Consider the following 26,326-nt stretch of genomic DNA (forward strand, 5'->3'; position numbering starts at 1 on the left):
GAGCGGGCGTGAACATCCAGCCCGATGCTGGTGCGATACGGCATGAGAGCCTCCTTTTGACTTGTGGCGGAACTTTGCTGGCAAGCATATTTTCGTTCCGACCCACGCATCCGTCATCCAGGGGGCTATTTCACACCCTGGCTCTCATATCGTCTAATGAAATCATAAGGCCCTTTCTCTAGCATTGACATCGTTTCAGCACGTCAGTGCATCGTTTAGGGAAAGGGAATGCTCATGGAAACCAACACTGTGCAAGCCGCGCCGACCTCGCGGCCATCGAAATCGGGGCTGGGAATCGCCGGTTTCGTTTTGGGAATCATCGCCTTGGCGACGTCGTTTCTGCCCATCATCAACAATTTCTCGGCATTGCTCGCCGCGATCGGCTTCGCGCTCGCGCTCATAGGCACGGTGCTGTGCGTGAAGGGGAGGAAGTCGGGCAAGGGCCTGTCCATCACCGGCGTGGCGATGAACGTCATCGCCTTCGTCGTGGTGCTGGCCACGCAAAGCATGTACAGCTCGGCTATCGACGATGCCTTCTCGGGCACCTCCGTGGCTCCGCAGCCCGCAGCCCATCAGCCCGCGACTACGGCCCCTGCTTCCGATGAGGCCGCCGATGATGCTCAGGCTGCTGCGGCCGGCAGCTCCATCACGCTCAAAAACGGCCTGGTGCTCACGGTCGACGGCGTGGTGACCGGGCTGCAGAACTATGACGGATCGCCCATCACGCAGGTGAGCGTGACCTATCAAAACAACGGCAGCAGCCAGGCGTCATTCAACCCTTACGATTGGAAGGCCGAAGACGCCCAGGGTGCCCAGCGCTCGCAAACGTATTACTCCAACGGCGAGAACGAGCTCAATTCCGGTACCCTTGCCGCCGGCGGCACGGTTTCCGGCAACCTATACTTCGAAGGCGACGTGGTGAAGGTGCTGTACCAGAACGCCTTCATCGGCCGCGGTTCGGATGTTTCCTGGGATATCGTCTAACGATTCCGAAGGTTTGCGCCCATCAGGCGCGGTGGGTTGCATCACCGCGCCTGATGGGCCTCCTCTTTGCTACTATGGAATCAAGGAAACGAAAACCGGCGAAGCGGAGAAGGAAGCGGCGCGTGAAAGAACCGATGACCGAGGATTTGCTCAACGAGCTGCTCGATTCGCCCGATCCAGCCGTATTCGCCAGCAAGCACAAGCTTGCGTGCCGCAGTTTGCCCGACTATCTTCAGCAGCTGCTTGATGAGCGGGGCCTCAGGCGTCCCGAGGTGGTTCGCCTTGCGGGCATCAACCCCACGTTCGGATATCAGATCTTCGTCGGCCAGCGCAACCCCTCGCGCAACAAGCTGCTGCAGCTTGCGTTCGCCATGAAGCTGTCGCTGCGCGAGACGAACCGCCTTTTGCAGGCGGGGGGCTGCAACGAGCTGTATTGCAAGAACCGGCGTGACGCCATCATCATCTTCTGCATCACCCACGGCGAAACGCTGCAAACCGCAGACGATCAGCTCTACGCCTTCCATGAGGACACCATCACCGAGTAGCGCATATTTCGAGCAAGGTGCGCCGGCCCGTTCGCTGCTCTCCGACGTTGGCACGTCGATTCATCTGCTACCATCATCGTTATGAACGAATCCCTCCGACAACATCTTGACAGCCTTGCGCGCGATGAGTGCTATCGCGTCGATGCCGTATTGAAGGAAGGCCGGTACGAGCGAACGGAGCGCGTCTTCTTCGTCGGGGCCAACGGTGCCGAGCAAGGCCCCTACGTACGCAAGGTGTTCGATGCCGAATCGGGGCTGGGCGGCGCGTACGCTCGCGTGCTGGCAGCACAACGTCGGGGCAAACGGTTTCTGCACCTGCCACGCATCGTCGACTGCTATTCGCTCGGGGAGCAGGATGCGGTGGTCATGGAATTCGTGCCTGGGCGCACGCTTGCCGATGAGATCTACGAAACCGGTCCATCGCTTGACGTGGCAAAGCGGCTGTTCCCCGGCATATGCGATGCCATTGCCGAGCTGCATGGCCGCTTCGACCCGCCGCTTATCCATCGCGATATCAAGCCGTCGAATTTCATGGTGGACGGGGATACGGTCTTGGTGATCGACCTGGGCATCGCTCGCACGTTCGACAAGGATGCCGCGTGCGATACCAGCCATTTCGGCACGCGCGCCTATGCGCCGCCCGAGCAGTTCGGCTACGGGCAGACCGATGTGCGCAGCGATGTGTATGCCTTGGGCATGCTGCTGTTCTACCTGCTGTGCGAGGAGACGCCCGTTCGTCGACGGTTCAACGGCGCTTGCGTGCCCATGGGGTTCCCGAATCGGTGCGCGACGTGGTGGCCCAGGCGACGGCGTTCGACCCTGCCGATCGCTTCGGATCGGTGGCGGCGATGCGCGCAGCGTTCATGTATGCGACTGGATGCCGGGTCGAATTTCGAAGGGAAGCTCCTGCTACTGGAGCGTGGTGCCCACAGGCTTCCGGCGATCTTCGACTGGGAGTGTCTTCTGCCGATGCGGGTTGCGTCCAAGATTCCGGACCCGAGCCGAGTTCCGGTATAGATGGCGCTTCGCAGCCTTGTGACGCTGTGCGTGCCGCCGATTCGGTTCGCGATTGCGCCGCGCCTTGTGAGGTGGAGATGGTTCCGTCGGCTGCGGTGATTAGCGCACCCGGGTCGCGTCATACCAAGGAGCGCGGCGGTTTTGCGGCTTTTGCGCATGGCGCAATAGTCGCCTTGCGGTGGCTGTGGGAGTTTTCGTCCGGCCTTGCGCATCGCCTGCCTTTGGGCGTGGGGGTGGCGTGGGATGTCCTTTTGGCAGCTTGGGGCGCGGTCATGGTCTTCGCGTGCGTCGCCTCCTGCATGAATCCGCAGGGGGACATGGCTCGCTTGCCCGCCTTCGCTTGCGCGGTCGGCTATGTCTGCGTTTGGCTGGCCATGGACTGGCCGATCCCGTTGCTCGTCGATACCCGGCCGCTGGAAAGGCTGTTCGACTGGTTTGAGCGACCTACGCTCAAACAACGGGCGATTGTGGCGGCGGGTATGATGGGCGCCGCATTCATCGTGCTCACGCTCATCGGCATCCTGTTTTTGCGCGAATCCTAGTATTTGTTACTGCTATCCAACCATTTTTTGGAAATATCGCACCGTTTATCGAATGGGGCCGCATCAGATTACGGTTCGGGTACAATCAATGATGAAATCACGTGGAGATGGATGGGTCCTGGTGGGCCCCGCGGCCTTCAAAGCCGTTGTGAGGCGCGCAGAACGTCTCGGGTGTGTTCGATTCGCACGTGTCTCCGCCATATAAGACGCAAAAGGAGCCCTTTGGGGCTTCTTTTTATATGTACTGGTTTTACTTGAGGAGCATTGCGGGTTTATGTGTTGCATAGCCTGTTCCCCTTCGGGCTTGAAAACGGCAACGCCTCCCTTCCATGCTATAGGGAAGGGAGGCGTTTTGCGTATGTCTACCCTGTGCTCGAGTAGAGGGTAGGCTTGGCGACGGGTGGCCGCCGAATCGGTTTGCTGCGACCCTGATGGGCGCCTTCGGCCTAGCTTGCCAGCTCGCGCATGTCGCCGACGCGGCGCGTGACGTCCGCATCGTCGAAGTGCTCGAGAACGGGGATGGCGTGTTTGCGGCTCAGGCTCATGGCATCTTTGAGGTCGGCCGCGGAAGCGGGGCCGTTCGCCAATGCGTCTCGAACCGCCTGCTCGAGCGAGGCAAGTGCGTCGGCATCGAAGTAGAACTCCTCGCTGGCCTTGACGGCGCGGCCTTGCTTCTCAAGCAGCCCAAGTGCCTTGTATCCCTGCTTTGGTGCAAGGTCGGCCTGTTTGAGCAGGTCGGCAACCGCGGGCGGCTTCGAGCTTGCCGCGGCCAGCAGCTCGGCCAGCTTGTCGGCGTTGCCTTCCTCCAGCTTGCGGGCGCCGGCTCCGGCTTGCGGGTGGCTTATCATGCCGCCATCGGCAACGGCTTTGCCTTCCGCGCAAGCGCGCGCGAGCACCGCATCGAAGGCGTCGGGCGCGCATCGGGGCATGCAGGCTTGGCGCAGGGCGTCTTTCGACATGCCGGTTGCTGCGGGGTTTGCGCTATGGAATCGCAGCAAGGCGTTCTCTATCGCGCCTAGCAGCTTCTGCAGCATGCGCTTGGTGGCGAATCGGGTGTTCGCGCCAGCTGCCCCTGCAAGCTTCTCGGCGGCGCCGGACGCGGCAAGCGCTTCCAGCTCATCGGCGGTTTGCGACAGCGCAAGCCCGGTTGCATGGGCGATGTCGGCGGGCGTAGCGGGGAACTCGGCCATATCGAAGGCGGCGCGCACCGCTGCCGCGGCATCGCCTGCGCGCAGCGTGTCGAGCAAGGTCCGGTCGCCTTCGCTTACCGTGGTCGTGCGTCGCGGATGAGCGCGCAGCACCACGCCGCCGCCGATCACGTGCACGGGGGAGTAGGAGCGGATGACGAACCGGTCACCGTATGCAACCGGTAAGTCGTTTTCGGTGCGGATCTGCGCTGCGGCCGTCTGACCACGGGAAATGCTTTTCACGCCGTCCATGAGCAGCACGCGCCCGATGCATTCGGAGGTGCCGTGCGCAACATGCACGCGGCAACCGGTTTCAAGCGGCTTGTCCTGGTCGGGAATCCCCAGGTAGGTGATGTCGACGTCGAAGTGGTCGGTGGGCGTGACGGCGTCGGGGGTGCAGATGAAGCTGCCCGGCCGCACATCGTCGGTTGACACCGCGTTGAGGTTCAACGCGGTGCGGTGGCCCGATGCGGCCTGCTCGACCGCCTGGCCGTGCACCTGGATGCCGCGGATGCGCGTGCGCAGGCCCGAGGGCAGCACCTCCACCTCGTCGCCTACGTGCGCGATGCCGCTCCAGAGCGTGCCGGTCACCACGGTGCCGGCGCCCTTGATGGTGAAGCTGCGGTCCACGGGCAGGCGCATCGCCTCCTGCTCGGCGCGGCCGGCGGTGGCGCGGGCGGCAAGCTGTATGGCTTCCCGCAGCTCGTCCAAGCCCTGCCCGGTTCGGGCGGAAACGGGCACGACGGCGGCCTGGGCATACGGCGTTGCGGCAAGGCGGGAGCGCACCTCGTCTTCCATGAACAGCGCCCATTCCTCGTCCACCAGGTCGCATTTCGTGAGCGCCACCACGCAGGTGGGCACGGCCAGCAGCTGCAGCACCGCCAAGTGCTCCTCAGTTTGCGGCATGATGCCGTCATCGGCGGCGATGCACAGAAGGGCCACGTCGATGCCGGTGGAGCCCGCGATCATCTGGCGGACGAAGCGCTCGTGGCCCGGGACGTCGACCACGCCCATGGCGCTTCCGTTGGGCAGCTTGAGCTCGGCGAAGCCGAGCTCGATGGTGATGCCGCGCTGCTTCTCCTCGCTGAGCCTGTCGGGGTCGGTGCCGGTGAGCGCCTGGACCAAGGTGGATTTGCCGTGGTCGATATGGCCTGCGGTTCCGAGCACCAGGTCTCGTTTCGATTCGGTTGCCATGGCGCGCTACGACTCCTTTCGCCCTTCGATGGCCGCGAAATAGCCGGCTACGGCACAGGCGATCTCGGGGATATCCTCTTCGGTGATGGTGCGCGCGTCGAACAGCACGCATTCGCGCTTGATGCGCGCGATCACGGGTACGTCGCGGTTGCGCTGCAGATGCTCCTCGCAGCCCTGCGCGTCGCCGGCCTCGAAGCGCATGCGCACGCAGAACGTGGGGATGTCGCACATGGGAAGCGACCCTCCGCCTGCACGCCCCGTCTCCTCCACGATCTCCAGCTGCGCCTGCTTGGGCGTCACGCGCTTGGCCAAGGCCTCCATCAATGCTTCGGCACGTTCGCGAACCGTTTCGGCATCTTCGGTGAGCATGCGCAGCGTGGGGATGCGGGCAAGCGCATCCTCGGGGTCCAGATACAGGCGCAGCGTGGCCTCCAAGGCGGCGAGCGTCATCTTGTCCAGGCGCAGCGCGCGGGCCAGCGGATGCTTCTTCAGGCGGTCGATGTAGTCCTTGCGGCCCACCACGATGCCGGCCTGTGGCCCGCCGAGCAGCTTATCGCCCGAGAAGCTGACCAGGTCGCATCCCTCGGCAAGCGATTCGCGCACCGTGGGCTCGGCGTATTCACCGAACACGTCCAGGTGCATGAACGCGCCCGAGCCCTGGTCCTCGTAGACGAGCACTTCGGGCCAGGCGGCGCCCGCAGCGCCGCGGCGGGCGTTTTCCGCATCGGCGATGCGGCGCAGGTCGGTCTTCGAGACGCTTTCAGTGAACCCGATCATGCGGTAGTTGGAGGGGTGCACCTTGAGCAGCATGGCCGTGTCGGGCGTGATGGCGCGTTCGTAATCGAAGGCGTGCGTCTTGTTCGTGGCGCCCACCTCCACCATGCGGGCGTTTGACTGGGCCATGATGTCGGGGACGCGGAAGCTGCCGCCGATCTCGACGAGCTCGCCTCGGCTGACGATGGCCTCGTGGCCGGCAGCGAACTCGGCGAGCACCATCATGACGGCTGCCGCGTTGTTGTTCACGGCGATGGCCGCCTCTGCGCCGGTGAGCGCGCAGATCAGATGCTCCACGTGATCATGACGGCTGCCGCGCGCCATGATCTCGATGCTGTATTCCAGCGTGGAGTAGCCGCGCGCCGCCTCCACCACCGCCTGCACGGCGGGCTCTGCCAGCACGCTGCGGCCGAGGTTGGTGTGGATGACCACGCCGGTCGCGTTGATGACGCGCCTGAGGCTTGGGCGCAGCGTTGCGAGCGCGCCGTTGACGGCATCGGTCAAGATGGCCTCGCCATCGACTGCATCCGCCTCGCCCGCCAAGATGAGCCGACGTTGCGCATCCACGGCCGCGCGGGCGCGGTCGACGAGCATGGAGCGGGGGACGATGGCTTCGAGCGCCTTCATGGGTGCGGCTTGCATCAGCTCTTCGACCTGGGGCAATGCGCGTAACAGATCGGTACGTGGTTCGGGCATGGGTCCTCTTTCCCTATAGCGTGCGGCGGCGCCCCGCATGCGGGGCGCCGCGGGTTTTCCGTAGCTCAATATAGCAGTCATGGCATATGCGGCCCCGGGCAAGGCGGCGAGTGCGCCAAATGTCCGGCAAATGTTATCGCAGGCGGGTCAATTCGCGCCGTTCACGCCAACGCGGGCGTTTCACGCGTGCAGCCATGCAAAAATTACCGTGTTTTTCCAAAAGACGAGAGATCGCGAACAGGGGGAGGTTTCCATGGCAATGGATCAATCGGATGTGAAGGCGCTGCGACCCGATGCGCTCGGCCCCGCCGAGATCGAGGCGAAGGCCGAGACGCTGGCCGAGGGCAAGGCCGGCATGGCGGGCGCGAAGTGCTTCGTGCTGGCGATGCTCGCCGGTGCGTTCATCGCGTTCGGCGCAACGTATTTCCTGGTGTTCCTGGGCGACTCGGCCGTGCCGTTCGCCGCTCAGCGCATGGTCGGCGGCATCTGCTTCAGCCTGGGCCTGGTGCTTGTGCTGTGCTGCGGCGCCGAGCTGTTCACCGGCAACATGCTCATGGTCACGGGCTTGGCTTCGGGCAAGATCAAACTTGGCGGCCTGGTGCGCAACTGGGTCATCGTGTGGCTGGGCAACCTGGTCGGGTCGCTGATCGTGGTGGCGCTCATCTACTGGTGCGGCGTCGGCTCGATGAACGGCGGCGCCGTGGGCGACGCCATGGTGTCGGTGGCCGTCGGCAAGGTCACCCCCGATTGGCTCGTGCTCATGGCCAAGGGCATCATGTGCAACGTCATGGTGTGCCTGGCGGTGTGGATCGGCTTTTCCGCGCGCACCGTGGTGGACAAGGTGCTCGGCATCATGCTCCCCATCAGCTTCTTCGTGGCAGCCGGCTTCGAGCACTGCGTGGCGAACATGTTCTTTTTGCCTACGGGCCTGCTCATGAAGTCCGCCGGGTTCGGCGCTGCGGTCGCCAATGCCGGCGCGCTTGATGTCACGGCCATCCTGTACAACCTTTCGGCCGCCACGGTCGGCAACATCATCGGCGGCGTCCTGGTCGGTCTGGCCTACTGGTTCGCGTATGCCAGGAAGAGCGCGAAGTAGCGCGAAGCCCGGTGTTCCGGCCCAAACGATTTTGCGAACGGCACTTGCGGATTGCAGGTGCCGTTTTCTTTTTGCGCGGCGGCGCGGTTGGGCGGCGGTGCTATAGTCGGTTAAAAGACGCGCCGTTTTCTGCCATCGGGCGCGCTGGATTCTGCACGCGCAAGCATGCTTGCGTCACTTGCGCATATCCTTTTGCGCACGCATCATCACAGACGAGAAACGAATAGAGGCTTCCATGTTCGAACCCGCAAACGAACCGGCGGTGCCCGTCGACCTGCCCGGCATCTACGATACCTTCGACGAGGCGCGCCGCGCCAGCTTCGTCAACGCCATGAACTACAAGCAGGAGGGCGGCAACCTGTGCGGTTACCTGTGCTCGTACAGCCCGCTTGAGCTGGTGGACGCCGCGGGCGCCGGCGCGGTGGGCCTGTGCGGCATGAACAACGAGACCATCCCCGATGCCGAGACGGTGCTGCCCAAAAACCTCTGCCCGCTCATCAAGGGCACGTACGGCTTCGCGCTCACCGACAAATGCCCTTTCACCTACTTCAGCGACATAATCTTGGGCGAGACCACGTGCGACGGCAAGAAGAAGATGTACGAGCTGCTCGCCGACATCAAGCCGGTGCACGTCATGCAGCTGCCCCAGGCGCGTAACCGCAGCTACGCCGGCGATATCTGGTATGAGGAATGCAAGCTGCTCAAAGAGGAGCTCGAGCAGCGCTTCGACGTCCAGATCACTGACGAGGCCCTGCGCGAGGCGGTCTGCAAGCGCAACCGCGTCCGCCGCGCCATGATGGATCTGTACAACCTGCAGCAAAACGAGCCCCCCGCGATGAGCGGCGTGGAGCTTATGGCCACCTTGCTGCGCGCCACGTTCGGCTTTGATGTGGATTCCTATGCTCAAACCCTTGAGGACCTGGCGCAGAAGCGCCGCAGCGCCTACGAGGCGGGGGAGCGTCCGGTGCCCGCAAGCGCCAAGCGCATCATGATCACGGGCTGCCCCACGGGCGGCGTCATCCAGAAGGTGGGCATGACCGCCGAGCGTGCCGGCGGCGTGATCGTCTGCATCGACGACTGCTCCGGCGAGCGCACGCAGGGCATGCTCGTCGACGAGGACGCGCCCGATATCCTGCGCGCCATCTCCGATCGTTATCTGCAGATCAATTGCTCGGTCATGTCGCCCAACGAGGGCCGAGTCGAGCATATGATGGACATGGTGGGGAAATACAAGGTGGATGGCGTCGTTGAGGTGGTGTTGCAAGCTTGCCACACCTTCAACATCGAGGCGGTGCGCGTGCAGCGCGCCTGCGAGCAGGCCGGCGTGCCTTACATGAAGCTTGAAACCGATTACTCCACCAACGATGCCGGCCAGGTGGAAACCCGCCTGGGCGCGTTCATCGAGATGCTGTAGCCGATCGTTTATGCACATGCGGCGCTGCGCCGCGGAAAGGAAACGCTCATGGAGAAGCTCGATTGCAAGGGGCAGGCGTGCCCGTTGCCCGTGGTGAACGCGAAGAAGGCCCTTGCCGGCATGGGCGAGGGCGCCCTTGAGGTGGTGGTGGACAACAAGACCGCTATGCACAACCTGGAAAACCTGGGCAAGTCGCTCAAGATCGAAACCGCCTCCGAGCAGCGCGGCGAAGCGGAGTTCGCGGTGACCTTCACGAAGGGCGCTCAGGCTGCCGCCGAGACATGCGAGGAGTGCCAGCCGCTCGTGCCGGCGGGGCAGAAGGTGGTCGTGTTGTCCAGCGAGCTGATGGGCTCGGGCGACGACGAGCTGGGCGCCACGCTCATGAAGGCGTTCGTGTTCGCGCTCACCCAGCAAGACGAGCTGCCGGCGGCCATCCTGGCCTACAACGGCGGCGTGCATCTGACCGTCGAGGGCAGCCCTGTGCTCGAGGACCTGAAAAAGCTCGCCGAAGCCGGCGTGGAGATCTTCAGCTGCGGAACCTGCCTCAACCATTTCGGGATTGCCGACAAGCTTGCGGTGGGCGAGGTGACCAACATGTACGTCATCGTCCAGAAGCAGCTTGAGGCCGGCGTCGTCGTACGCCCCTAGCCGTTGGCGGTATGTAAGATGCAGCGATGCAAAACGCCGCATGCGGTGGTGACGTTTCATAGCACGGCCGACGCGATGGCCGTGCAGGCCGCCGCGGCCGGCGGCGGCCTGCCGGGGCGGGTTATCCCGGTGCCCTCCGAGATCTCCGCGGGCTGCGGCCTGGCCTGGAGCGTTCCCGCCGAGCAGCGCGAAACGCTCGAGGAAGCGCTCGCGCACCGGGGGCTTGCCTTCGAGGACATCACCGTTGTGGATCTGTACTGAACGCAAGGGGAGCCGTCGTCCGACGGCTCCCCTTGTTTTGCGTATGGCTTATTGCGACCATGGATGGCAACGGTTCGGCCGGTGCCCTGCGATGCGCCGGTCTGCGCGCTTACCAGTTCACGAAGATCTTGCCTGCCGGCCCGGCTTCGAAGGCTCCGATGCGGGAGGGTTTGCGTCCCTGGCGCTGCTCGCACTCCGCCTCGAAGCGGCTTGCGTTTTCCGGCGGGATGGCCACGAGCAAGCCGCCGGAGGTCTGCGGGTCGCACAGCACGCCCATGCGGTCGTCGAACTCGAAGTCGTCGATTTCGCCCTGCTCCACGAACGAGCTTGCCCAGTCGATGATGCCGAACGTCTTGCCGGGGCGGCAGTAGTCGCACGACAGCTCGTAGACACCGTCGAACAGGGGCAATGCGTCCCAGTCCAGCCGCGCCGCGCATCCGGACGCGTCGAGCATCTCGTGCAGATGCCCGGCAAGGCCGAAGCCGGTGACGTCGGTGCAGGCATGCACATCGCATTGCAGCATGGCCTCGGCGGCGGCGCGGTTGAGCTCCATCATGCCGTCGATGACCGGGCGAAGGTCCTCGTCGCTGCGCAGCTTCGCCCGCAGCGCGGCGTTCATGATGCCCGTGCCGAGCGTTTTCGTGTAGTACAGCGCATCCCCCGGCAGCGCCCCGCCGTTTCGTACCATGCGCTCAGGGTGCACCAGGCCGAACACGGAAAGGCCGTATTTGGGCTCGTCGTCTTCGATGGAATGGCCGCCCACCACGAACGCCCCGGCCTCGCGCACCTTGTCCGCGCCGCCGCGCAGCACGTCTCCCACCACATCGGTGCCCATGCAGCTGGGGAAGGCCAGGATGTTGAGCGCCGTGACGGGCCTGCCGCCCATCGCGAACACGTCGGACAGGGCGTTTGCCGCGGCCACGGCGCCGAACTCGTACGGGTCGTCGACCACGGGCGTGAAGAAGTCAAGCGTCAGCACGGCGGCGTTGTTTTCGTCCACCTGCCAAACCGCCGCGTCGTCTGCGGTGTCGAAGCCAAGCAACAGGTTCGGGTCTGGCACGGCTGGCGCGATATCGCGCAGAATCTCGGAGAGGTCTCCCGGACCCCATTTAGCCGCTCAACCGCCTTTATCGGTGAGCGTGGTCAGGCGAATGCGATCGCCGTCGCACATGGCGCCGCTCGCGGGGTTGTCCGTGCTCATGCGCGGTCCTTTCTTATGGGGTCGGGTCGGTATCATTGCCAGTATAGTATAGTCGCAAGTAGGTATGCATCTTTTTGCATCAGGCGCGAAAGCGTTTGATAGGGTGCGGTTTCATGGGCTTGCAACGAAAGGCAGGGAGCATCGGGTATGGCGGGCATCGGCATCGACATCGGTTCCACGGCTACGAAGGCCGTCGTGACGGATTCTTCGGGCGCCATCGCGTTCAAGCTGGTCATCCCCACCGGCTTTTCAAGCGTCGAGGTTGCCGAACAGGTGCGCAGCGCGCTTGCCTGCGAGGGGTTCGATGCGGGCGGGATGCCGGTGGTGGCCACAGGGTACGGCCGTGTGGCCGTGCCGTACGCGGACAAGGTGGTCACCGAGATTACCTGCCACGCCCGCGGCGCCTCGGCGCTGTTTCGCGAAGACGGCACCGTCATCGATATCGGCGGGCAGGATACCAAGGCCATCGGCCTTGCTGGCGGCAAGGTGCGCAAGTTCGTCATGAACGACAAATGCTCTGCGGGCACCGGGCGCTTCTTGGAGATCATGGCCGACCGTTTGGGCGTCAGCCAAGCCGAGCTCGCGCGCTTGGCGGCCGCCGGGCAGCCCACCGTCATCTCCAACATGTGCACCGTGTTCGCCGAATCCGAGGTCATCTCCTTGGTGGGCAAGGGCGAGCCGCGCGAGAACATCGCCCGCGGGGTCATCGATTCGGTCGTGGCGCGCGTGTGCACGCTCGTGGGGCAGGTTCCCGCGGCGCGATATCACCTTACCGGCGGGTTGTGCGACAACGATTACGTCCGCGCGCGTTTGGAGGCCGAGCTGGGCGCGCCGGTGGGTTCTTGCCCCGATGCGCGTTTCGCGGGAGCCTTGGGCGCGGCCGTCATCGCAGCCGAGATAGAGGCTGCGGAATAGCGGTTTGCGCCTTCGCCGCCATTGTCTTTGCGGATGGGCCGTTCGGCTTTCTCCATACGGCCCGCTTTTCGCCGCTTTGAGGGCATATCTTCCCTTCATCTATTCCCCGTACGCATTCACGGTGCCGGTGAAAATCGGTGACCGTCATCATCTTCGAACGATTGGGTACAAGCCATGATCTATCTGGACAACGCAGCCACCACCATGCACAAGCCCCAGGCCGTCATCGATGCGGTGTGCGGGGCCATGACGTCGTTCGGCGGCCCTGGACGCGGCTCGCACCAGGCCGCGCTCGATGCGAGCATGGCGGTGTTCGGGGCGCGCAAGGCGGTTTCGGACCTGGTCGGGGCCTGGGGCGCCGGCAGCGTGTCGTTCGCCTTGAACGCCACCATGGCCCTCAACATCGCCATCGACGGCCTGTTGCCCGCAGGCGGCGTTGCCGTCACCACGGCCGCCTCGCACAACTCCGTGCTGCGCCCGCTCAACCGCGCGCGCGACGAGCGCGGATGCCAGGTGCGCGTGGCCGGCATCCTACCTGATGGCTCGCTAGATTGGGAATCCTACGAGCAGGCCCTTGCCGGTGCCAGCCTGGTCACGGTCACGCACGCCTCCAACGTCACCGGCGACGTCTACGACATCGAGCGCATGGCGGCCGCCGCGCATAACGCAGGCGCGCTGTTCATCCTCGATGCCGCCCAGACGGCCGGCGCGTGGGCGTTCTCGGCTTCGGCCATCGGCGCAGACGTCGTGTGCTTCACGGGCCACAAAAGCCTGTATGGGCCGCAGGGCACCGGCGGGCTGTGCGTTCGCCCGGGCCTTGATATCGCCCCGCTGGTGGAAGGCGGATCGGGCGTGCACAGCTTCGATGAGCGCCATCCACGCTTCATGCCCGAGGCGCTCGAGGCCGGTACGGCAAACGCGCACGGCTTGGTGGGCCTTGCGGCAGGGTGCGCCTGGCTTGCAAAGTGCGGCGTGGCCGATGTGCAAGCGCATATCGAGGGGCTGGTGGCGCGCTTCCTGGAAAGGGTCGCCGACATCGATGGCGTGCGGGTGCTCGGCGGCGGCTCCGGTCGACGCTGCGGCATCGTCGCCGTCAACGTCGGCGATGCCGATTCCGGCGAGATCGCCGATCGGCTGGCGCAGGGGTGGGGCGTGTGCGTCCGTCCGGGCGCGCATTGCGCCCCGCTCATGCACACGGCGCTCGGCACGCAGCAGCAGGGCGTCGTGCGCTTCAGCTTCGGGGCTATGAACTCGTCGCAGGATTGCGATGCGGCTCTTGAGGCCCTGCGCGAAATCGCCTGCTCGTGACCCGTTTCGTATGCTTCCGTAACCCAACGCCATCCAGATCCCGAAAGGACCTCCATGCGCATCCTCTGCATCTCCGCCCAAAAGCCCGATAGCACCGGCAGCGGCGTGTACCTGGCCGAAACGGTGGCCTCTATGGCCGCCGCCGGCCACCAGGTGGCCGTCATCGCCGGCATCGACAAGGATGACTCCCCGCAGCTTGCCAGCGGCGTCGAGTTCCTTCCGGTGCGCTTTCGCACACCTGAGCTGCCGTTTCCCGTGTGCGGCATGAGCGACGTGATGCCTTACCAGGCCACACGGTATCGCGACATGACGCCGGAGATGGTCCAGGCGTTCCGCGCTGCGTTCGGGAAGCGCATTCGCGAGGCGGTGCTGGGCTTCCGGCCCGATGCGATCATCTGCCATCACCTGTATCTGGTGTGCTCGACGGCTTGCGATGTGCTCGATGCTTTTGCCGGTGAAAATCGGTTACCGGACGTGAATGGGGAAGTGGCGGGCCGAAAGGGGCGCCCGTGCCCGATCTGGGCGGTTTGCCACTCCACCGACCTTCGCCAGCTACGCAACCACAGCCTGGAGAAGGAGCGCATCACCGACGCCGTCCGCTCGCTCGATGGGGTCATGGCGCTGCACGAGGCGCAGAAGGCCGAGATCGCCGAGCTGTTCGGGCTGCCCGCCGAACGCATCCGCGTCGTGGGGACCGGCTACAACTCCCAAGAGTTCGCTCCTCGCGCCGGTTTGCGCCCATCCCGTCCGTTGCGCGTGCTGTACGTGGGCAAGCTCTGTCGCGCAAAGGGCGTGGAAAGCCTTGTTCGCGCCATGGACCTGCTGCCCTTCGACCCGCAAGACGTCGAGCTGCGCCTGGTCGGCGGCTATAGCGACCAGGCGCAGTACGACCGAATCGTCGAGCTGGCCGGCCGTTGCCGGTTCCCGGTGGCGTTTCGCGGCCGCGTCTCGCAGGATGACCTGGTGCTTTCGTATAACGCAAGCCATGTGTTCGTGTTGCCCTCGTTTTTCGAGGGGCTGCCGCTCGTCACGGTGGAGGCGCTTGCAAGCGGCTGCCGGGCGGTCGTCACAAGCCTTCCCGGCGTCAAGCCCTGGCTTGACGCGTGCCTTCCCGATGCCCCCGTCTCGTTCGTGGAGCCGCCGCGCATCGAGGGCGTCGACGTGCCCGTGTCCGAGGATCTGCCGGCTTTCGAGCAGCGCCTTTCTGATGCGCTGCTCGAACAGCTTCAAGCGGCGGCGGAGCGACCCCTTGAGGGGACCGGGTTCGACGCCACCGCCGTGTCTTGGGATTCACTGGCCGCCCGCATGACCGAGCTGATCGGCTAGAATCTGCGCGAATCGCATCGGCGGGCGGGGAATGTGGAACCTGAACAGGGGACGGAGGTGTGTTCGCGCTGCGTTGCCAAAGGTGCGGAGATTGGCTACGTGAACGCACCTCCGTCCCCTGTTCACCGTCCAAGGCTTCAACGTGGTCGTCAAGTTTCATGACGAGTAAAGCAAAGCCCCGCCGAAGCGGGGCTTTTTGCTGTCCATGCACGGGACATTTCGCTCGACTACCTTATCCCAGCTGTATCCCAAGTGCCGAGTTTTCACGGATTATGTGGGAGCTACGGGCGTTACGAGTGCATAAAATGCCTGTTCTAAGCGTTGTGGGCGTTACAAGACGCTATTTCATTTAGTTTTTCGATATTCGGGGTTGTCAAACCGCGCCGGTCCGCATAAACTGCGAACAGTTCCTTTAAATGCGGTACAGAGAGACCGACAAGGTAACACCCGAATCGCTCACATTCACAAGAGCGGATCTGAGATGAAGCCTTTGTCAGCCGCAAAGGCGTTTTTTATGCCTTGCGACATGGCGTCAAGGTTCGGGCGGGCCGAAAAACTCGGCGGCTTTCCCGATAGACGTGTCTGTCTGTACGCACTCGACTAGAGAAAGGGTGTGTATGACTGACGCAGGGACGGTCAAGAACGTCTGCATGGATGCAGACGAGATCGAGCGCTCTCTGGTGCGTATCGCGCATCAGATCCTCGAGACCAACAAGGGCGCGGACAACCTCGCGCTCGTCGGCATCGTCACGCGCGGCGATCTGCTCGCCAAGCGCCTGGCTGAGAAGATCGAGCAGATCGAGGGCACGAAGGTGCCGCTCGGCAAGCTTGACATCAGCTTCTATCGTGACGACTTCGCCACCCACTTCGCCCCCGAAGTGCATTCCACCGAAATCGACTTCGATATGGACGGCAAGGACGTCGTGCTCGTAGACGACGTGCTCTTCACCGGCCGCACCATCCGCGCCGCGCTCGATGCGCTCATGGACATCGGGCGCCCGGCTCGCGTGGAGCTGGCAGTGCTCGTGGACCGCGGGCATCGCGAGCTTCCCATCCGCGCAGATTACGTCGGCAAGAACGTGCCTTCCGCCGCACAGGAGAACGTGCGCCTGTTCCTGGAGGAAGTGGACGGCAAGTCCGAGGTCGAGATTCTGGAAATGTCCGACGGCGCGCACATCGGCGCCGCACCGCTGGGAGGTGAATAGGGAATGGCTTTCAACCATAAGCATCTTATCGACATCACGGAGTATTCCGCCGATGACATCATGGCCATCCTGGAAACGGCCGTGAAGTTCAAGGAGGTCAACGAGCGCCGCATCAAGCAGGTGCCCACGCTCAAGGGCTTCACCGTGGTCAACATGTTCAACGAGCCGTCCACCCGCACGCGCTCGAGCTTCGAGATGGCCGAGAAGCGCCTGTCCGCTGCAAGTCTGAACTTCGGCGGCAGCTCCACCTCCTCGGTCAAGGGCGAGAGCCTGGTGGACACGGTGGAAACGCTGTGCTCCTACAAGATCGACATGATCGTCGTGCGCGACAAGCACGCCGGCGTGCCGCGCAAGATCGCCGACGTGTCCGGCGTCCACGTCATCGACGCAGGCGACGGCAAGCATCAGCATCCCACGCAGGCGTTGCTCGACCTGTACACCATCTGGCAGACCAAGGGCCGTCTCGACGGCTTGAAGGTCGGCGTCGTCGGCGACATCGGGCACTCCCGCGTGTGCGGCAGCCTCATCCCGGCCCTGAAGATCATGGGCTGCGAGGTCACCGCCATCGCTCCGCCCACGCTGCTGCCCGCACGCCCCGAGGTGCTCGGCGTCGATCACATCTCGCACAACATCGACGAGGTGCTCCCCGAACTTGACGTCGTGTACATGCTGCGCATCCAGCGCGAGCGCCTCGAGGGCGCGCCGTACCCCAGCCTGCGCGAGTACAACATGCTCTACGGCCTCACCGAGAAGCGCAACAAGCTCATGCGCCCCGACTGCATTGTGTGCCATCCCGGCCCCATCAACCGTGGCGTCGAGCTGGATTCCTTTATGGCCGACCACCCGGAGCGTTCGGTCATCCTTGACCAGGTCTATGCCGGCATCCTGACCCGCATGGCCGCCCTGTACCTGCTGCTTGGAGGGAGCGAAGATGGCATTACTGCTTAAGAACGCGCATGTGATCGACCCGCAGGTCGGTCTGAACGAAACCGCCGACATCCTCATCCGCGACGGTAAGATCGTCGAGATCGGCCAGGGCATTTCCCTGGAGAAGGGCGTTGAGCGCGACTTGGCCGGCAAGATCGTCGTCCCGGGCCTGGTTGACATGCATGTGCATCTGCGCGAGCCGGGTTTCGAGCAGAAGGAAGACATCGCCAGCGGCACCCGCGCCGCAGCCCATGGCGGCTTCACGGCGGTTTGCGCCATGCCCAACACCAACCCGGTCGTCGACAACGCCGTCGCCGTCGAGTATGTGAAATCCATCGCCCTTCAGGCCGGTAAATGCCGCGTGCACGTGTCGGGTTCCTGCTCGCAGGGCCTGAAGGGCGAGACGCTCTCCGAGATGGGCGACATGGCCGCACACGGCGCCGTCGCGTTCACCGATGACGGCCGTGGCATCCAGGCTGCCGGCATGATGCGCCGCGTCATGGATTACGCCAGCCAGTTCGGTCGCGTGGTCATGAGCCACTGCCAGGACGAGGATCTGGTCGGCGACGGCCAGGTCAACGAGGGCGTCGCCTCCACGCGCCTTGGTCTTCTGGGTTGGCCGGCGGAAGGCGAGGAACTGCAGATCGCTCGCGACATCGCCCTGTGTCGCCTGACCGGCTGCAAGCTGCACATCCAGCACATCTCCACCGCGCGCGGCCTTGATATGGTGCGCGCCGCCAAGGCCGAGGGCCTGCCGGTTACCTGCGAGGTCACCCCGCATCACCTGTTCCTCACTGAGGACAACATCGGCGACGATTACTCCACGGCCCTCAAGGTCAACCCGCCGCTGCGCACGGCTGCCGATGCCGAGGCCCTTATCGCCGGTGTGATCGACGGCACCGTCGACGCCATCGTCACCGACCATGCCCCGCACACCGCATGGGAGAAGGACCGCGAGTTCGAGCTGGCGCCGTTCGGCATGATCGGCCTGGAGACCAGCCTGGGCCTGGTCATCACCAACCTGGTCGCCACCGGCAAGATCTCCTGGGAGCGCATGACCGAGCTCATGGGAGCCAACCAGCGCACTATTCTGGGTGTGGAGCGCGTGGCCCTCGAGGCCGGCAGCACCGCTGACCTGACGGTCATCGATCCTGAGGCCGCCTGGACCGTCGATGCCGCTGATTTCTGCAGCAAGGCGAAGAACTCCGGCTTCATCGGTGCCCAGCTCACCGGCCGTGCAACCGACGTGTACGTCGGCGGCTACGCTACCATGGAAGACGGCAAGATCGTCGAATAGCGACGAGCTTTACCAGCGCATATAACGAAGGGATGCCTCGGATTCGATCCGGGGCATCCCTTTTTGCATTCGCGGTGGTCAATTTGTCTTTGGCGGGTGCCGTGTATTCGCGCTACTTGCGCAGCGCCTTCGTTGCGAAACCGGGGATCATGAACACCATCGAGATGGCGAAACCGACCATAAGAACGGTGCTCAAAGCCAAGGTGTTGGCGATGGTGCTCATGGCGATGCTCACTACCGTGGAGCCCACATAGCCGGTGAAGTTGATGAGCGATACCACGCTGGCGCTGTCGGCGGGGTCGCTGTAGCTGATGAGCATATGCATGCTGGCGGACAGGAGGATGCCGGTGGAAACGCTGAACACGCCGTCGGCGATCAGGAACGGCACCGTCATGCCCTTCGTGAGCGTAACCCACAAGATCGCGTAGCTGACGCACAGCAGCGCCGTGCCGCCGTATACGGCGAATCGCGTGGTGGTGCGGGCGGACATGGGGCCGCCCAACGCGCTCGGTGCCATGGCCAGCGCGAACATGAGCGCGGGGATTAACGGGTCGGTCGATTTGAAGTACGCCACAGCGGCAGGGGTTGACAGCGATTGGAAAAACACGCCGGTGCCCCAAGCCGCGATATAGCATCCTGCGGCAAGCGGGAATACCGGGCGAAGGTTCTTCGGGATATGCACGAGCGGTTTGATGGCCTTGCGGATGGTGATCCGCTGCGTGACCGTTTCCTGCGCAAGCGGAAGAAGGACGGCATTGAGCATCATCAGCACGATGAGCACGGCGAACATGGGGATATAGTTGCGCGAGAACGTGGCGTAGATACCGATGCCCAAAGACCCGATCATCATGCCGATCAAGCAGCCGGTGCTGGCGATGGTGGTGCCGAAGGTGCGATAGCGCTGCGAGGTGCAATCAAGCATGAAAGCCGAGGTCGCGCTCATGGTGAGGCCGCACGAAACGCCTTGCACCATACGGGCGATCTGCAAGGCGGCTCCGTTTGGCAGCCAGATATACAGCGCGCAGGCTAGCGAGCCGAACAGCAGGGCGGCGGCCACGAGCGGCCTGCGACCGAGCGCGTCCGAGAGCGAACCTCCTACGAACAACGTGGTCAGAACGCCGGTGAGATAGGAAACCATGGTCAGCGAGATGTCGGCATCGGTCAGCCCCAGGGCTACCTTGTACTCGGCGTACAACGGCACGGGCACCGCCACCGCGGCGAAGGTCAGCAGCATGGCGCACGCCGCGATGATGGCGCTTCTCAGGTCTTTCGCATTCGATGCGTGGCAGTTTTCGGTCATGTCCCCTCCTCGTCATTGCAAGCTCGTCGCGTTGCATCGGGGTAGCGTCAAGGCGCGTGCGCCCCGGAAACGACGTGCTGTTCGCTAACTGTTATCGTTGATGTTTAGCCATCGATATGCATCCCGGTACGATCGAGATGGCGGCGAGAAGCGCGATGAAGGCGTACACCGTTGCCAGGTCGAATGTGGCGGTGAGCCCTGTTTGAATGGTCGACACCACGGTCGACCCTACGTAACCGGTCAGGTTGGCAAGCGTTACCACGCTGGCGTTTTCCTGCGGGGTGGATGCGCTGATGAGCATATGCAGACTCGAGGATAGGATCATGCCCGTGGTGACTGCGAACACCACCTCGAGCACCAGATAGGGGACCAAAAGCCCCAAAACCATGCACACCCCTAGTGCGATGATCGTGTCGAACATGATGATGTAGCCGACGATCATAGAAGATCGCGTTCCCATGCGCGCCGAAACAGGCCCTCCTAGCGCACTCGGTGCCATGGCCAAAGCCAGCACCAAAGACGGGATGAGCGGATCGGTTGCCCCGAAGTAGTCCACCGATGCCGGCGTGGAAAGCGATTGGAAGAAGAAGCCGACCGACCAGGTGGAGATATAGCCGCCGGCCACGATAGGGAGCAGCTTTCGAAGATGGGGCGGCACGTGCACCATCGGCTTCACGGCTTTTTTCCAGGTGATGCGGTTGTGCACCGTTTCAGGCGTGAAGGGAAGGGCGAGCATCGTTGCGAGCATGATTACGGCCATCACGGCGAATACCTGCCAATAGGCGGTGGAAACGGTGGCGAAAAACCCGATGCCTAGCGATCCCACGGTAAGCCCGATCAGATACCCTGTGCTTGCGATGGTCATACCGAACGTGCGATGGCGCTCCGAGGTGCAGTCGATTACGAACGCAGAGGTGGCGCTCATGGAGAGTGCACAGGAAACGCCCTGCACGAAACGGGCGAATTGCAGCATAGGGCCGCTTGACAGACCGATGAACAGCAGGCAGCCGGCAACGCCGCAGGCAAGCGCGGCGCCCACTGTGGGCCTGCGCCCGGATGCGTCCGACAGCGATCCGGCGAAGAACAGGACGGAAAGCACGCCGAACAGGTACATGACGATGGTCATGGAAACGTCGGAGGCGGAAAGACCCAGCTGTTGCTGCCACGTGGCGTAAAGCGGGATGGGCGCGGAGGCTGCCGCGAACACCGTTACCAAAGCCACCGTTCCCACGATGGCGCCGCGCATCGCACCTGGAGGTTGGCTTGTCGCCTGTTCATCGATTCCCATCGGTTTCCCCTTCCCGATTCCGGAATATTTCCCCGTATAGCAGACATCCTACTACGTATGGGAGGTTCCCCTCAATGGGAAAGCGGGCCGAAATCCGCGTCCCACCAGGGGTTTATGTGCGCCTGCACAAAATCGGCAGCCGATTTCAATGCATATTACGTTAACAACAGGTAATAAAACTGCATAACACAAAGTAAAACAGCTATTCAGTTGTATACTCCTCCAAGTCCTTTAAGGGCGGTACGGAGAGACCGAAAAGGAATATGGCGGGCGATGGCCGGCTTTGATTGCATAGTGTTCGGCCCACGAGGTCGGGATTCGGCCTTACGGAGTCGGTGCGCGCTTGCCATCACGAAAGGAGTTGCATGTGAGCAACATCACAGAACAGCTGCTACGCGGGACCTCGAAGGGGGTTGGCGCGAAGGCGGCTTTAGCTTTAGAAGATGGCACCGTGTTCTTCGGCACGGCGTGCGGCGCTGCGGGGGAGGCTTTCGGCGAGATATGCTTCAACACCTCGCTCGAGGGGTATCTCGAGGTGATCAGCGACCCCAGCTATGCGGGCCAGATCATCACGCTGACGTATCCTCAAATCGGCAACTATGGCGTGAATCTACAGGATGCGCAATCGGGCAAGCCCGCACTGCGAGGGCTGGTGGTGCGCGATATGTGCGCAACGCCGAGCAATTGGCGCAGCGGCATGTCTGTTGGCGAGTACTTGCAACGCAACGGCGTGGCGGCCATCGAGGGCGTGGACACGCGCGCGCTCGTGCGCCACGTGCGCGACCATGGTGCCCAGCGCGCGATCATCTCCACCGTCGATGATGACGTGGAAAGCCTGGTCGCGAAAGTGCGCGCGAGCGAGAGCATCGTGGGGCAAAACCTTGCCGCCACGGTGTCTCGCGAACGCCCTTATGAACATACTGCCGACGATGTGCCGAATAGCGTGCTTTTCGCTTTGACCGAGGCCCCCTCAGCCCGTTTCAACGTCATTGCCTACGATTGCGGCGTGAAGCGCTCCATCCTCGACGGGCTCGTGCGCGCTGGATGCTCGGTCACGTGCGTGCCGTGGGATACGCCTGCCGAGGACGTTCTTGCGCAGCATCCCGATGGCGTGTTCTTAAGCAACGGACCCGGCGATCCAGATGCGGTCTCGGGCACGTATTCCCAGGTTGAGAAGCTGCTCGGTAAGGTGCCGATGTTCGGTATCTGCCTGGGTCATCAGATGATGGGCAAAGCTGCCGGCGCCGATATCGAGAAGCTCAAGTTCGGTCATCGAGGCGGCAACCATCCCGTGATGAACCTCCTCACGCGCCGCGTGGAGATCACGGCGCAAAACCATGGGTTCGGGGTGCTGTTCCCCAGCATGGGCGAGCTTGTGCCGGAGCTGTCGGGCGGGCATACCGAGCATCATGACGACCTGCGCTTTTGGGTACGCGCCGGCATCGCTCCCGTCGTGCAAAACGACCGCTTCGGGCGTATCCGGCTAACCCATGTCAACCTCAACGACGGCACGGTGGAGGGCGTGGCGTTTCTGGACGTGCCCGCGTTTTGCGTGCAGTACCATCCCGAGGCCGCGCCGGGCCCGACCGATGCGCACTATCTGTTCACGGCGTTCGTGCGCTTGATGGAAGGACGCAAGGATTATCTGGACATCGACATCGCTGCCGACCGCTTGGCGGGTTGGCGGTTCGGCGCCGAAGCAGCGAAGGAGCTCACGAATGCCTAAACGCAACGATATCGAAACCATTCTGGTCATCGGCTCCGGTCCCATCGTCATCGGTCAGGCGTGCGAATTCGATTACTCCGGCACGCAGGCGTGCAAGGTGCTCAAGGACGAGGGTTTTCGCGTGGTGCTGGTCAACTCCAACCCGGCGACCATCATGACCGATCCCGCCATGGCCGATCGCACCTACGTCGAGCCCATCACCGCCGAGTTCATCGAACGGGTCATCGCTCGCGAGCATCCGGATGCGCTTCTGCCCACCTTGGGCGGGCAAACCGGTTTGAACGCCGCGGTTGAGCTGGCTGAATCCGGCATTCTGGAGAAATACGGCGTTGTGATGATCGGCTGCGACCTTGATGCCATCAACCGCGGCGAGGACCGTAAGCTGTTCAACGAGTGCATGGCAGAGCTTGGCATCGAAACGGCCCGCAGCGATTATGCGTATCGCGTCGAGGATGCGCTGGCCATCGTGGAAAAGCTCGGATATCCGGTGGTTTTGCGCCCGAGCTTCACCATGGGCGGCGCCGGCGGCGGTATCGCGCACAACGAGGATGAGCTGCGCCTGATCGTGTCGCAGGGCCTTGAGTTGTCGCCAGCCGGCGAGGTGCTCGTTGAAGAATCCATCGAAGGCTGGAAAGAATACGAGATGGAGGTCATGCGCGATAAGGCCGGAAACGGCATCATCGTCTGCTCCATCGAGAACCTCGACGCCATGGGCGTGCACACGGGCGATTCCATCACCGTCGCCCCTGCTCAAACGCTTAGCGACGTGGAATACCAGCGCATGCGCGCGGCAAGCCTCGCCATTCTCGAAAAGGTGGGTGTGGAGACGGGCGGGTCGAACGTGCAGTTCGCCGTGAACCCGCAAAACGGCCGCATGGTGGTCATCGAGATGAACCCGCGCGTATCGCGCTCGTCGGCGCTTGCTTCCAAGGCCACCGGTTTCCCCATCGCCAAGGCCGCGGCGCGCCTTGCCGTCGGGTATACGCTTGACGAAATCGTCAACGATATCACGAAGGCCACGCCTGCATGCTTCGAGCCTTCCATAGACTACTGCGTGGTGAAGGTTCCTCGCTTCGCGTTCGAGAAGTTCCAGGGCGCTGACGACGTGCTGTCCACGCGCATGAAGGCCGTCGGCGAGGTCATGGGGATCGGGCGTACGTTCGAGGAAGCGCTCGGCAAGGCCATGCGCTCGCTGGAAAACGGGCGCGCCGGCCTGAACGCCGACGGTAAATGCAAGGATGTGCTCGAGCAGGACGGCTTCGATGAGCTGGTCGGGCGCCCCACGCAAGACCGCATCTTCTATATGGCCGAGGCGCTTCGCCGCGGGTGGAGTACGCAGCGGTTGCACGAGGCCACGGGCATCGATCCGTGGTTCATCGACCGCATGCGCGATATCGTCGTCATCGAGGAGAACCTTCGCGGCATGTCCCTTGAGCAGCTCGATGCGGACGCCTTCCGCCTGCTGAAACGCATGGGCCTGTCAGATATGCAGATCGGACACCTCGTCGGCGCCGATGAGCTTGAGGTACGTGCTCAGCGCAAGCGCCTCGGCGTCGTGCCGGCGTTCAAGACGGTCGACACCTGCGCCGCCGAGTTCCCCGGCACCACGGCATACCACTACAAAACCTATGATGCGGATGAGAACGAGGCCGTTCCCACGCCGGGTCGCAAGAGCGTCATGATCTTGGGCGCCGGGCCGAATCGTATCGGGCAGGGCATCGAGTTCGATTACTGTTGCGTGCACGCCAGCTATGCGCTTCGGGACGCTGGCTACGAGACGATCATGGTCAACTGCAACCCCGAGACCGTGTCGACCGACTACGATACCTCCGACAAGCTGTATTTCGAGCCGCTGACCTTCGAGGACGTTATGGACATCGTCGATGTCGAGCAGCCCGAGGGCGTGGTGGTCACGTTGGGCGGGCAGACCCCGTTGAAGCTGGCGGCTGCCCTGCAAGAAGCCGGCGTCAACATCATGGGCACGAAGCCCGAGGCCATCGACCTTGCCGAGGACCGCGACCGGTTCCGTGCCGTATGCGACGAGCTCGACATCGCCTATCCTGCCGCTGGTCAGGCGACCACCTTCGAGCAGGCGCGAAAGGTTGCGGCAGACATCGGCTTCCCGCTGCTCGTGCGCCCGAGCTACGTGCTCGGCGGGCGCGGTATGGGCATCGTCTACGACGATGCCCAGCTCAAGCGCTATATGGCGGAGGCGGCCAAGATCACGCCGGATCACCCGGTATATCTCGATCGCTTCCTCGAGGGGGCCGTGGAGCTTGACCTTGACGCCCTGTGCGACGGCACCGAAACCTACGTCGGGGCCATCATGGAGCATATCGAGATGGCCGGCATCCATTCCGGCGACTCGGCCTGCTGCACGCCACCGTTCTCGCTCTCCGATGCCATCCAGGCGCAGCTGCGCTCCATCGCGCGCCGCCTGGCGCTTCGCTTGGGCGTGGTCGGTTTGCTCAACATACAGTTCGCCATCAAGGACCAGGTCATCTACATGATCGAGGCCAATCCGCGAGCCAGTCGCACCGTGCCGTTCGCCTCGAAGGCCACCGGGGTTCCCTTAGCGCAGGCCGCTGCACGCATCATGGCGGGCGAGAGCATCGCCGAACTTCGCCTGCCAAGCGACGAGCGGCGCTTGGACCGCTTCAGCGTCAAGGAGGCCGTTATGCCTTTCGGCCGCTTCCCGGGTGCGGACACCATCCTCGGTCCCGAGATGAAATCGACCGGCGAGGTCATGGGCATCGCGGAGAACTTCCCGTGCGCGTTCGCCAAGACCCAGCTTGCCATCAGCTATAAGCTTCCCGAGGGCGGTACGGTGTTCGTGAGCGTGTGCGACCGCGATAAACGCGGCATCGTGCCCATTGCGCGCGACATCGTGCGTCTCGGCTTCCGTATCGTGGCTACCGCGGGAACGGCGCGTACGCTGGGAGCTGCCGGTGTAGACTGTACACCGGTCAAGAAGATCAGCGAAGGCGAGCCCAACGTGCTCGACATGCTGGTTGCCGGCGAGATCGCGTTGATGATCAACACGCCGTTCGGTCATGCCACCCGCGACGATGGCTACGAGCTGCGAACCGAGGCGGTCAAGCACGGCGTCACGCAGATCACCACGCTTGCAGGCGCCCAGGCCATGGCGGCAGGTTTGGAGGCCATGCGCGCGAACGGGTTGACGGTGATTGCGCTGCAAGATCTTCCGCAGCATCCTTTGCCGCTAGAGGGGGATCCGGTCAAGTAAGGCGTATCGCCCTGCCGGTGCGAACCCGCGGGGGATAGGCGACGGGAGCGCGTTTCGCGCGGCGGCGGTTCGCATGCTGCGCGAGGCGCCGTCCCCGTCGCCGTTATTTCGCCCGTTGCATCCTTTCTGCCCTTGCGTAGGGTATCTCGGGCGCGCTCGTGGGCCGTTTGCGTTCGAACTGTCGGCATTTGCCCCTGCTAGCTGCTGCAATGGTACAATCGCTCCCAA

Annotated in this window: 21 protein-coding genes and 1 tRNA gene; 17 read left to right on the plus strand and 5 right to left on the minus strand. The window is 63.5% G+C overall.

Features of this window, described 5'->3' with window-relative positions; translation table 11 throughout:
- Positions 1–234: 234 nt before the first annotated feature.
- From RDW26_RS04335 to RDW26_RS04355, 5 genes are all read left to right on the plus strand, one after another.
- Entirely contained in the window at positions 235–984 is a 750-nt protein-coding gene (locus RDW26_RS04335) for a DUF4352 domain-containing protein (RefSeq protein WP_307982665.1), read from the plus strand.
- A gap of 122 nt (positions 985–1,106) precedes the next feature.
- Complete coding sequence (locus RDW26_RS04340) at positions 1,107–1,529, plus strand: helix-turn-helix transcriptional regulator (protein WP_307982666.1); 423 nt, start codon at positions 1,107–1,109, stop codon at positions 1,527–1,529.
- 81 nt (positions 1,530–1,610) lie between these two features.
- Positions 1,611–2,546, plus strand: coding sequence for a protein kinase (locus tag RDW26_RS04345; RefSeq protein ID WP_307982667.1), 936 nt, complete (start codon positions 1,611–1,613; stop codon positions 2,544–2,546).
- Positions 2,547–2,818: 272 nt separating this feature from the next.
- The gene (locus RDW26_RS04350) at positions 2,819–3,088 is read left to right on the plus strand and encodes a hypothetical protein (protein ID WP_307982668.1); all 270 of its coding nucleotides are present in this window, start codon (positions 2,819–2,821) and stop codon (positions 3,086–3,088) included.
- Positions 3,089–3,191: 103 nt separating this feature from the next.
- Positions 3,192–3,288: transfer RNA gene (locus RDW26_RS04355), tRNA-Sec, on the plus strand.
- Positions 3,289–3,534: 246 nt separating this feature from the next.
- Here the strand turns inward: RDW26_RS04355 and selB are convergent.
- The gene (gene selB, locus RDW26_RS04360) at positions 3,535–5,469 is read right to left on the minus strand and encodes a selenocysteine-specific translation elongation factor (protein ID WP_307982669.1); all 1,935 of its coding nucleotides are present in this window, start codon (positions 5,467–5,469) and stop codon (positions 3,535–3,537) included.
- Between the two features lie 6 nt (positions 5,470–5,475).
- Positions 5,476–6,939: an L-seryl-tRNA(Sec) selenium transferase gene (gene selA, locus RDW26_RS04365; RefSeq protein ID WP_307982670.1), complete on the minus strand. Its 1,464-nt coding sequence runs from the start codon at positions 6,937–6,939 to the stop codon at positions 5,476–5,478.
- Positions 6,940–7,192: 253 nt separating this feature from the next.
- On the opposite strand from selA, the gene RDW26_RS04370 reads away from it, so the two are divergent.
- The 4 genes from RDW26_RS04370 (at position 7,193) to RDW26_RS04385 (ending at position 10,358) form a co-directional block, all read left to right on the plus strand.
- The gene (locus RDW26_RS04370) at positions 7,193–8,035 is read left to right on the plus strand and encodes a formate/nitrite transporter family protein (RefSeq protein ID WP_307982671.1); all 843 of its coding nucleotides are present in this window, start codon (positions 7,193–7,195) and stop codon (positions 8,033–8,035) included.
- A gap of 235 nt (positions 8,036–8,270) precedes the next feature.
- A complete protein-coding gene (locus tag RDW26_RS04375) occupies positions 8,271–9,449 on the plus strand; it encodes a double-cubane-cluster-containing anaerobic reductase (protein WP_307982672.1) in 1,179 nt (392 codons plus the stop codon).
- 48 nt (positions 9,450–9,497) lie between these two features.
- The gene (yedF, locus tag RDW26_RS04380) at positions 9,498–10,097 is read left to right on the plus strand and encodes a sulfurtransferase-like selenium metabolism protein YedF (RefSeq protein WP_307982673.1); all 600 of its coding nucleotides are present in this window, start codon (positions 9,498–9,500) and stop codon (positions 10,095–10,097) included.
- 18 nt (positions 10,098–10,115) lie between these two features.
- Positions 10,116–10,358 carry a DUF3343 domain-containing protein gene (locus RDW26_RS04385; RefSeq protein ID WP_307982674.1) on the plus strand — a complete coding sequence of 81 codons (243 nt, stop codon included), beginning with the start codon at positions 10,116–10,118 and terminating at the stop codon, positions 10,356–10,358.
- 109 nt (positions 10,359–10,467) lie between these two features.
- Here the strand turns inward: RDW26_RS04385 and selD are convergent, their stop codons facing one another.
- Positions 10,468–11,529, minus strand: a complete 1,062-nt coding sequence (gene selD, locus RDW26_RS04390; protein ID WP_307982708.1) for a selenide, water dikinase SelD — start codon at positions 11,527–11,529, stop codon at positions 10,468–10,470.
- A gap of 177 nt (positions 11,530–11,706) precedes the next feature.
- Here selD and RDW26_RS04395 point away from each other — a divergent pair, with 177 nt between their 5' ends.
- The 6 genes from RDW26_RS04395 to RDW26_RS04420 all read left to right on the plus strand — a co-directional run bounded on the left by RDW26_RS04395 (position 11,707) and on the right by RDW26_RS04420 (position 18,537).
- The gene (locus RDW26_RS04395) at positions 11,707–12,474 is read left to right on the plus strand and encodes an acyl-CoA dehydratase activase (protein WP_307982675.1); all 768 of its coding nucleotides are present in this window, start codon (positions 11,707–11,709) and stop codon (positions 12,472–12,474) included.
- A gap of 174 nt (positions 12,475–12,648) precedes the next feature.
- Positions 12,649–13,782: an aminotransferase class V-fold PLP-dependent enzyme gene (locus tag RDW26_RS04400; protein ID WP_307982676.1), complete on the plus strand. Its 1,134-nt coding sequence runs from the start codon at positions 12,649–12,651 to the stop codon at positions 13,780–13,782.
- A 54-nt stretch (positions 13,783–13,836) separates the two neighbouring features.
- Positions 13,837–15,108, plus strand: a complete 1,272-nt coding sequence (locus tag RDW26_RS04405) for a glycosyltransferase family 4 protein (protein ID WP_307982677.1) — start codon at positions 13,837–13,839, stop codon at positions 15,106–15,108.
- A gap of 617 nt (positions 15,109–15,725) precedes the next feature.
- Entirely contained in the window at positions 15,726–16,313 is a 588-nt protein-coding gene (pyrR, locus tag RDW26_RS04410; RefSeq protein ID WP_042434078.1) for a bifunctional pyr operon transcriptional regulator/uracil phosphoribosyltransferase PyrR, read from the plus strand.
- Positions 16,314–16,316: 3 nt separating this feature from the next.
- Entirely contained in the window at positions 16,317–17,261 is a 945-nt protein-coding gene (locus RDW26_RS04415; RefSeq protein WP_042434081.1) for an aspartate carbamoyltransferase catalytic subunit, read from the plus strand.
- Positions 17,245–18,537: a dihydroorotase gene (locus tag RDW26_RS04420; RefSeq protein ID WP_298625309.1), complete on the plus strand. Its 1,293-nt coding sequence runs from the start codon at positions 17,245–17,247 to the stop codon at positions 18,535–18,537. Before RDW26_RS04415 ends, RDW26_RS04420 begins: the two co-directional genes overlap by 17 nt.
- A 112-nt stretch (positions 18,538–18,649) precedes the next feature.
- Here RDW26_RS04420 and RDW26_RS04425 read toward each other — a convergent pair whose 3' ends face one another.
- Both RDW26_RS04425 and RDW26_RS04430 read right to left on the minus strand, forming a co-directional pair.
- Positions 18,650–19,837 carry an MFS transporter gene (locus RDW26_RS04425; protein ID WP_307982678.1) on the minus strand — a complete coding sequence of 396 codons (1,188 nt, stop codon included), beginning with the start codon at positions 19,835–19,837 and terminating at the stop codon, positions 18,650–18,652.
- 91 nt (positions 19,838–19,928) lie between these two features.
- On the minus strand, positions 19,929–21,125 hold the full coding sequence (locus RDW26_RS04430) for an MFS transporter (protein WP_307982679.1): 1,197 nt from the start codon (positions 21,123–21,125) through the stop codon (positions 19,929–19,931).
- 376 nt (positions 21,126–21,501) lie between these two features.
- On the opposite strand from RDW26_RS04430, the gene carA reads away from it, so the two are divergent.
- Positions 21,502–22,851, plus strand: a complete 1,350-nt coding sequence (carA, locus tag RDW26_RS04435) for a glutamine-hydrolyzing carbamoyl-phosphate synthase small subunit (RefSeq protein ID WP_374110309.1) — start codon at positions 21,502–21,504, stop codon at positions 22,849–22,851.
- Positions 22,844–26,098 carry a carbamoyl-phosphate synthase large subunit gene (carB, locus tag RDW26_RS04440; RefSeq protein WP_307982681.1) on the plus strand — a complete coding sequence of 1,085 codons (3,255 nt, stop codon included), beginning with the start codon at positions 22,844–22,846 and terminating at the stop codon, positions 26,096–26,098. Before carA ends, carB begins: the two co-directional genes overlap by 8 nt.
- Positions 26,099–26,326: the final 228 nt, after the last annotated feature.

This window comes from uncultured Senegalimassilia sp., from assembly GCF_902464545.1.
Classification (GTDB): domain Bacteria; phylum Actinomycetota; class Coriobacteriia; order Coriobacteriales; family Eggerthellaceae; genus Senegalimassilia.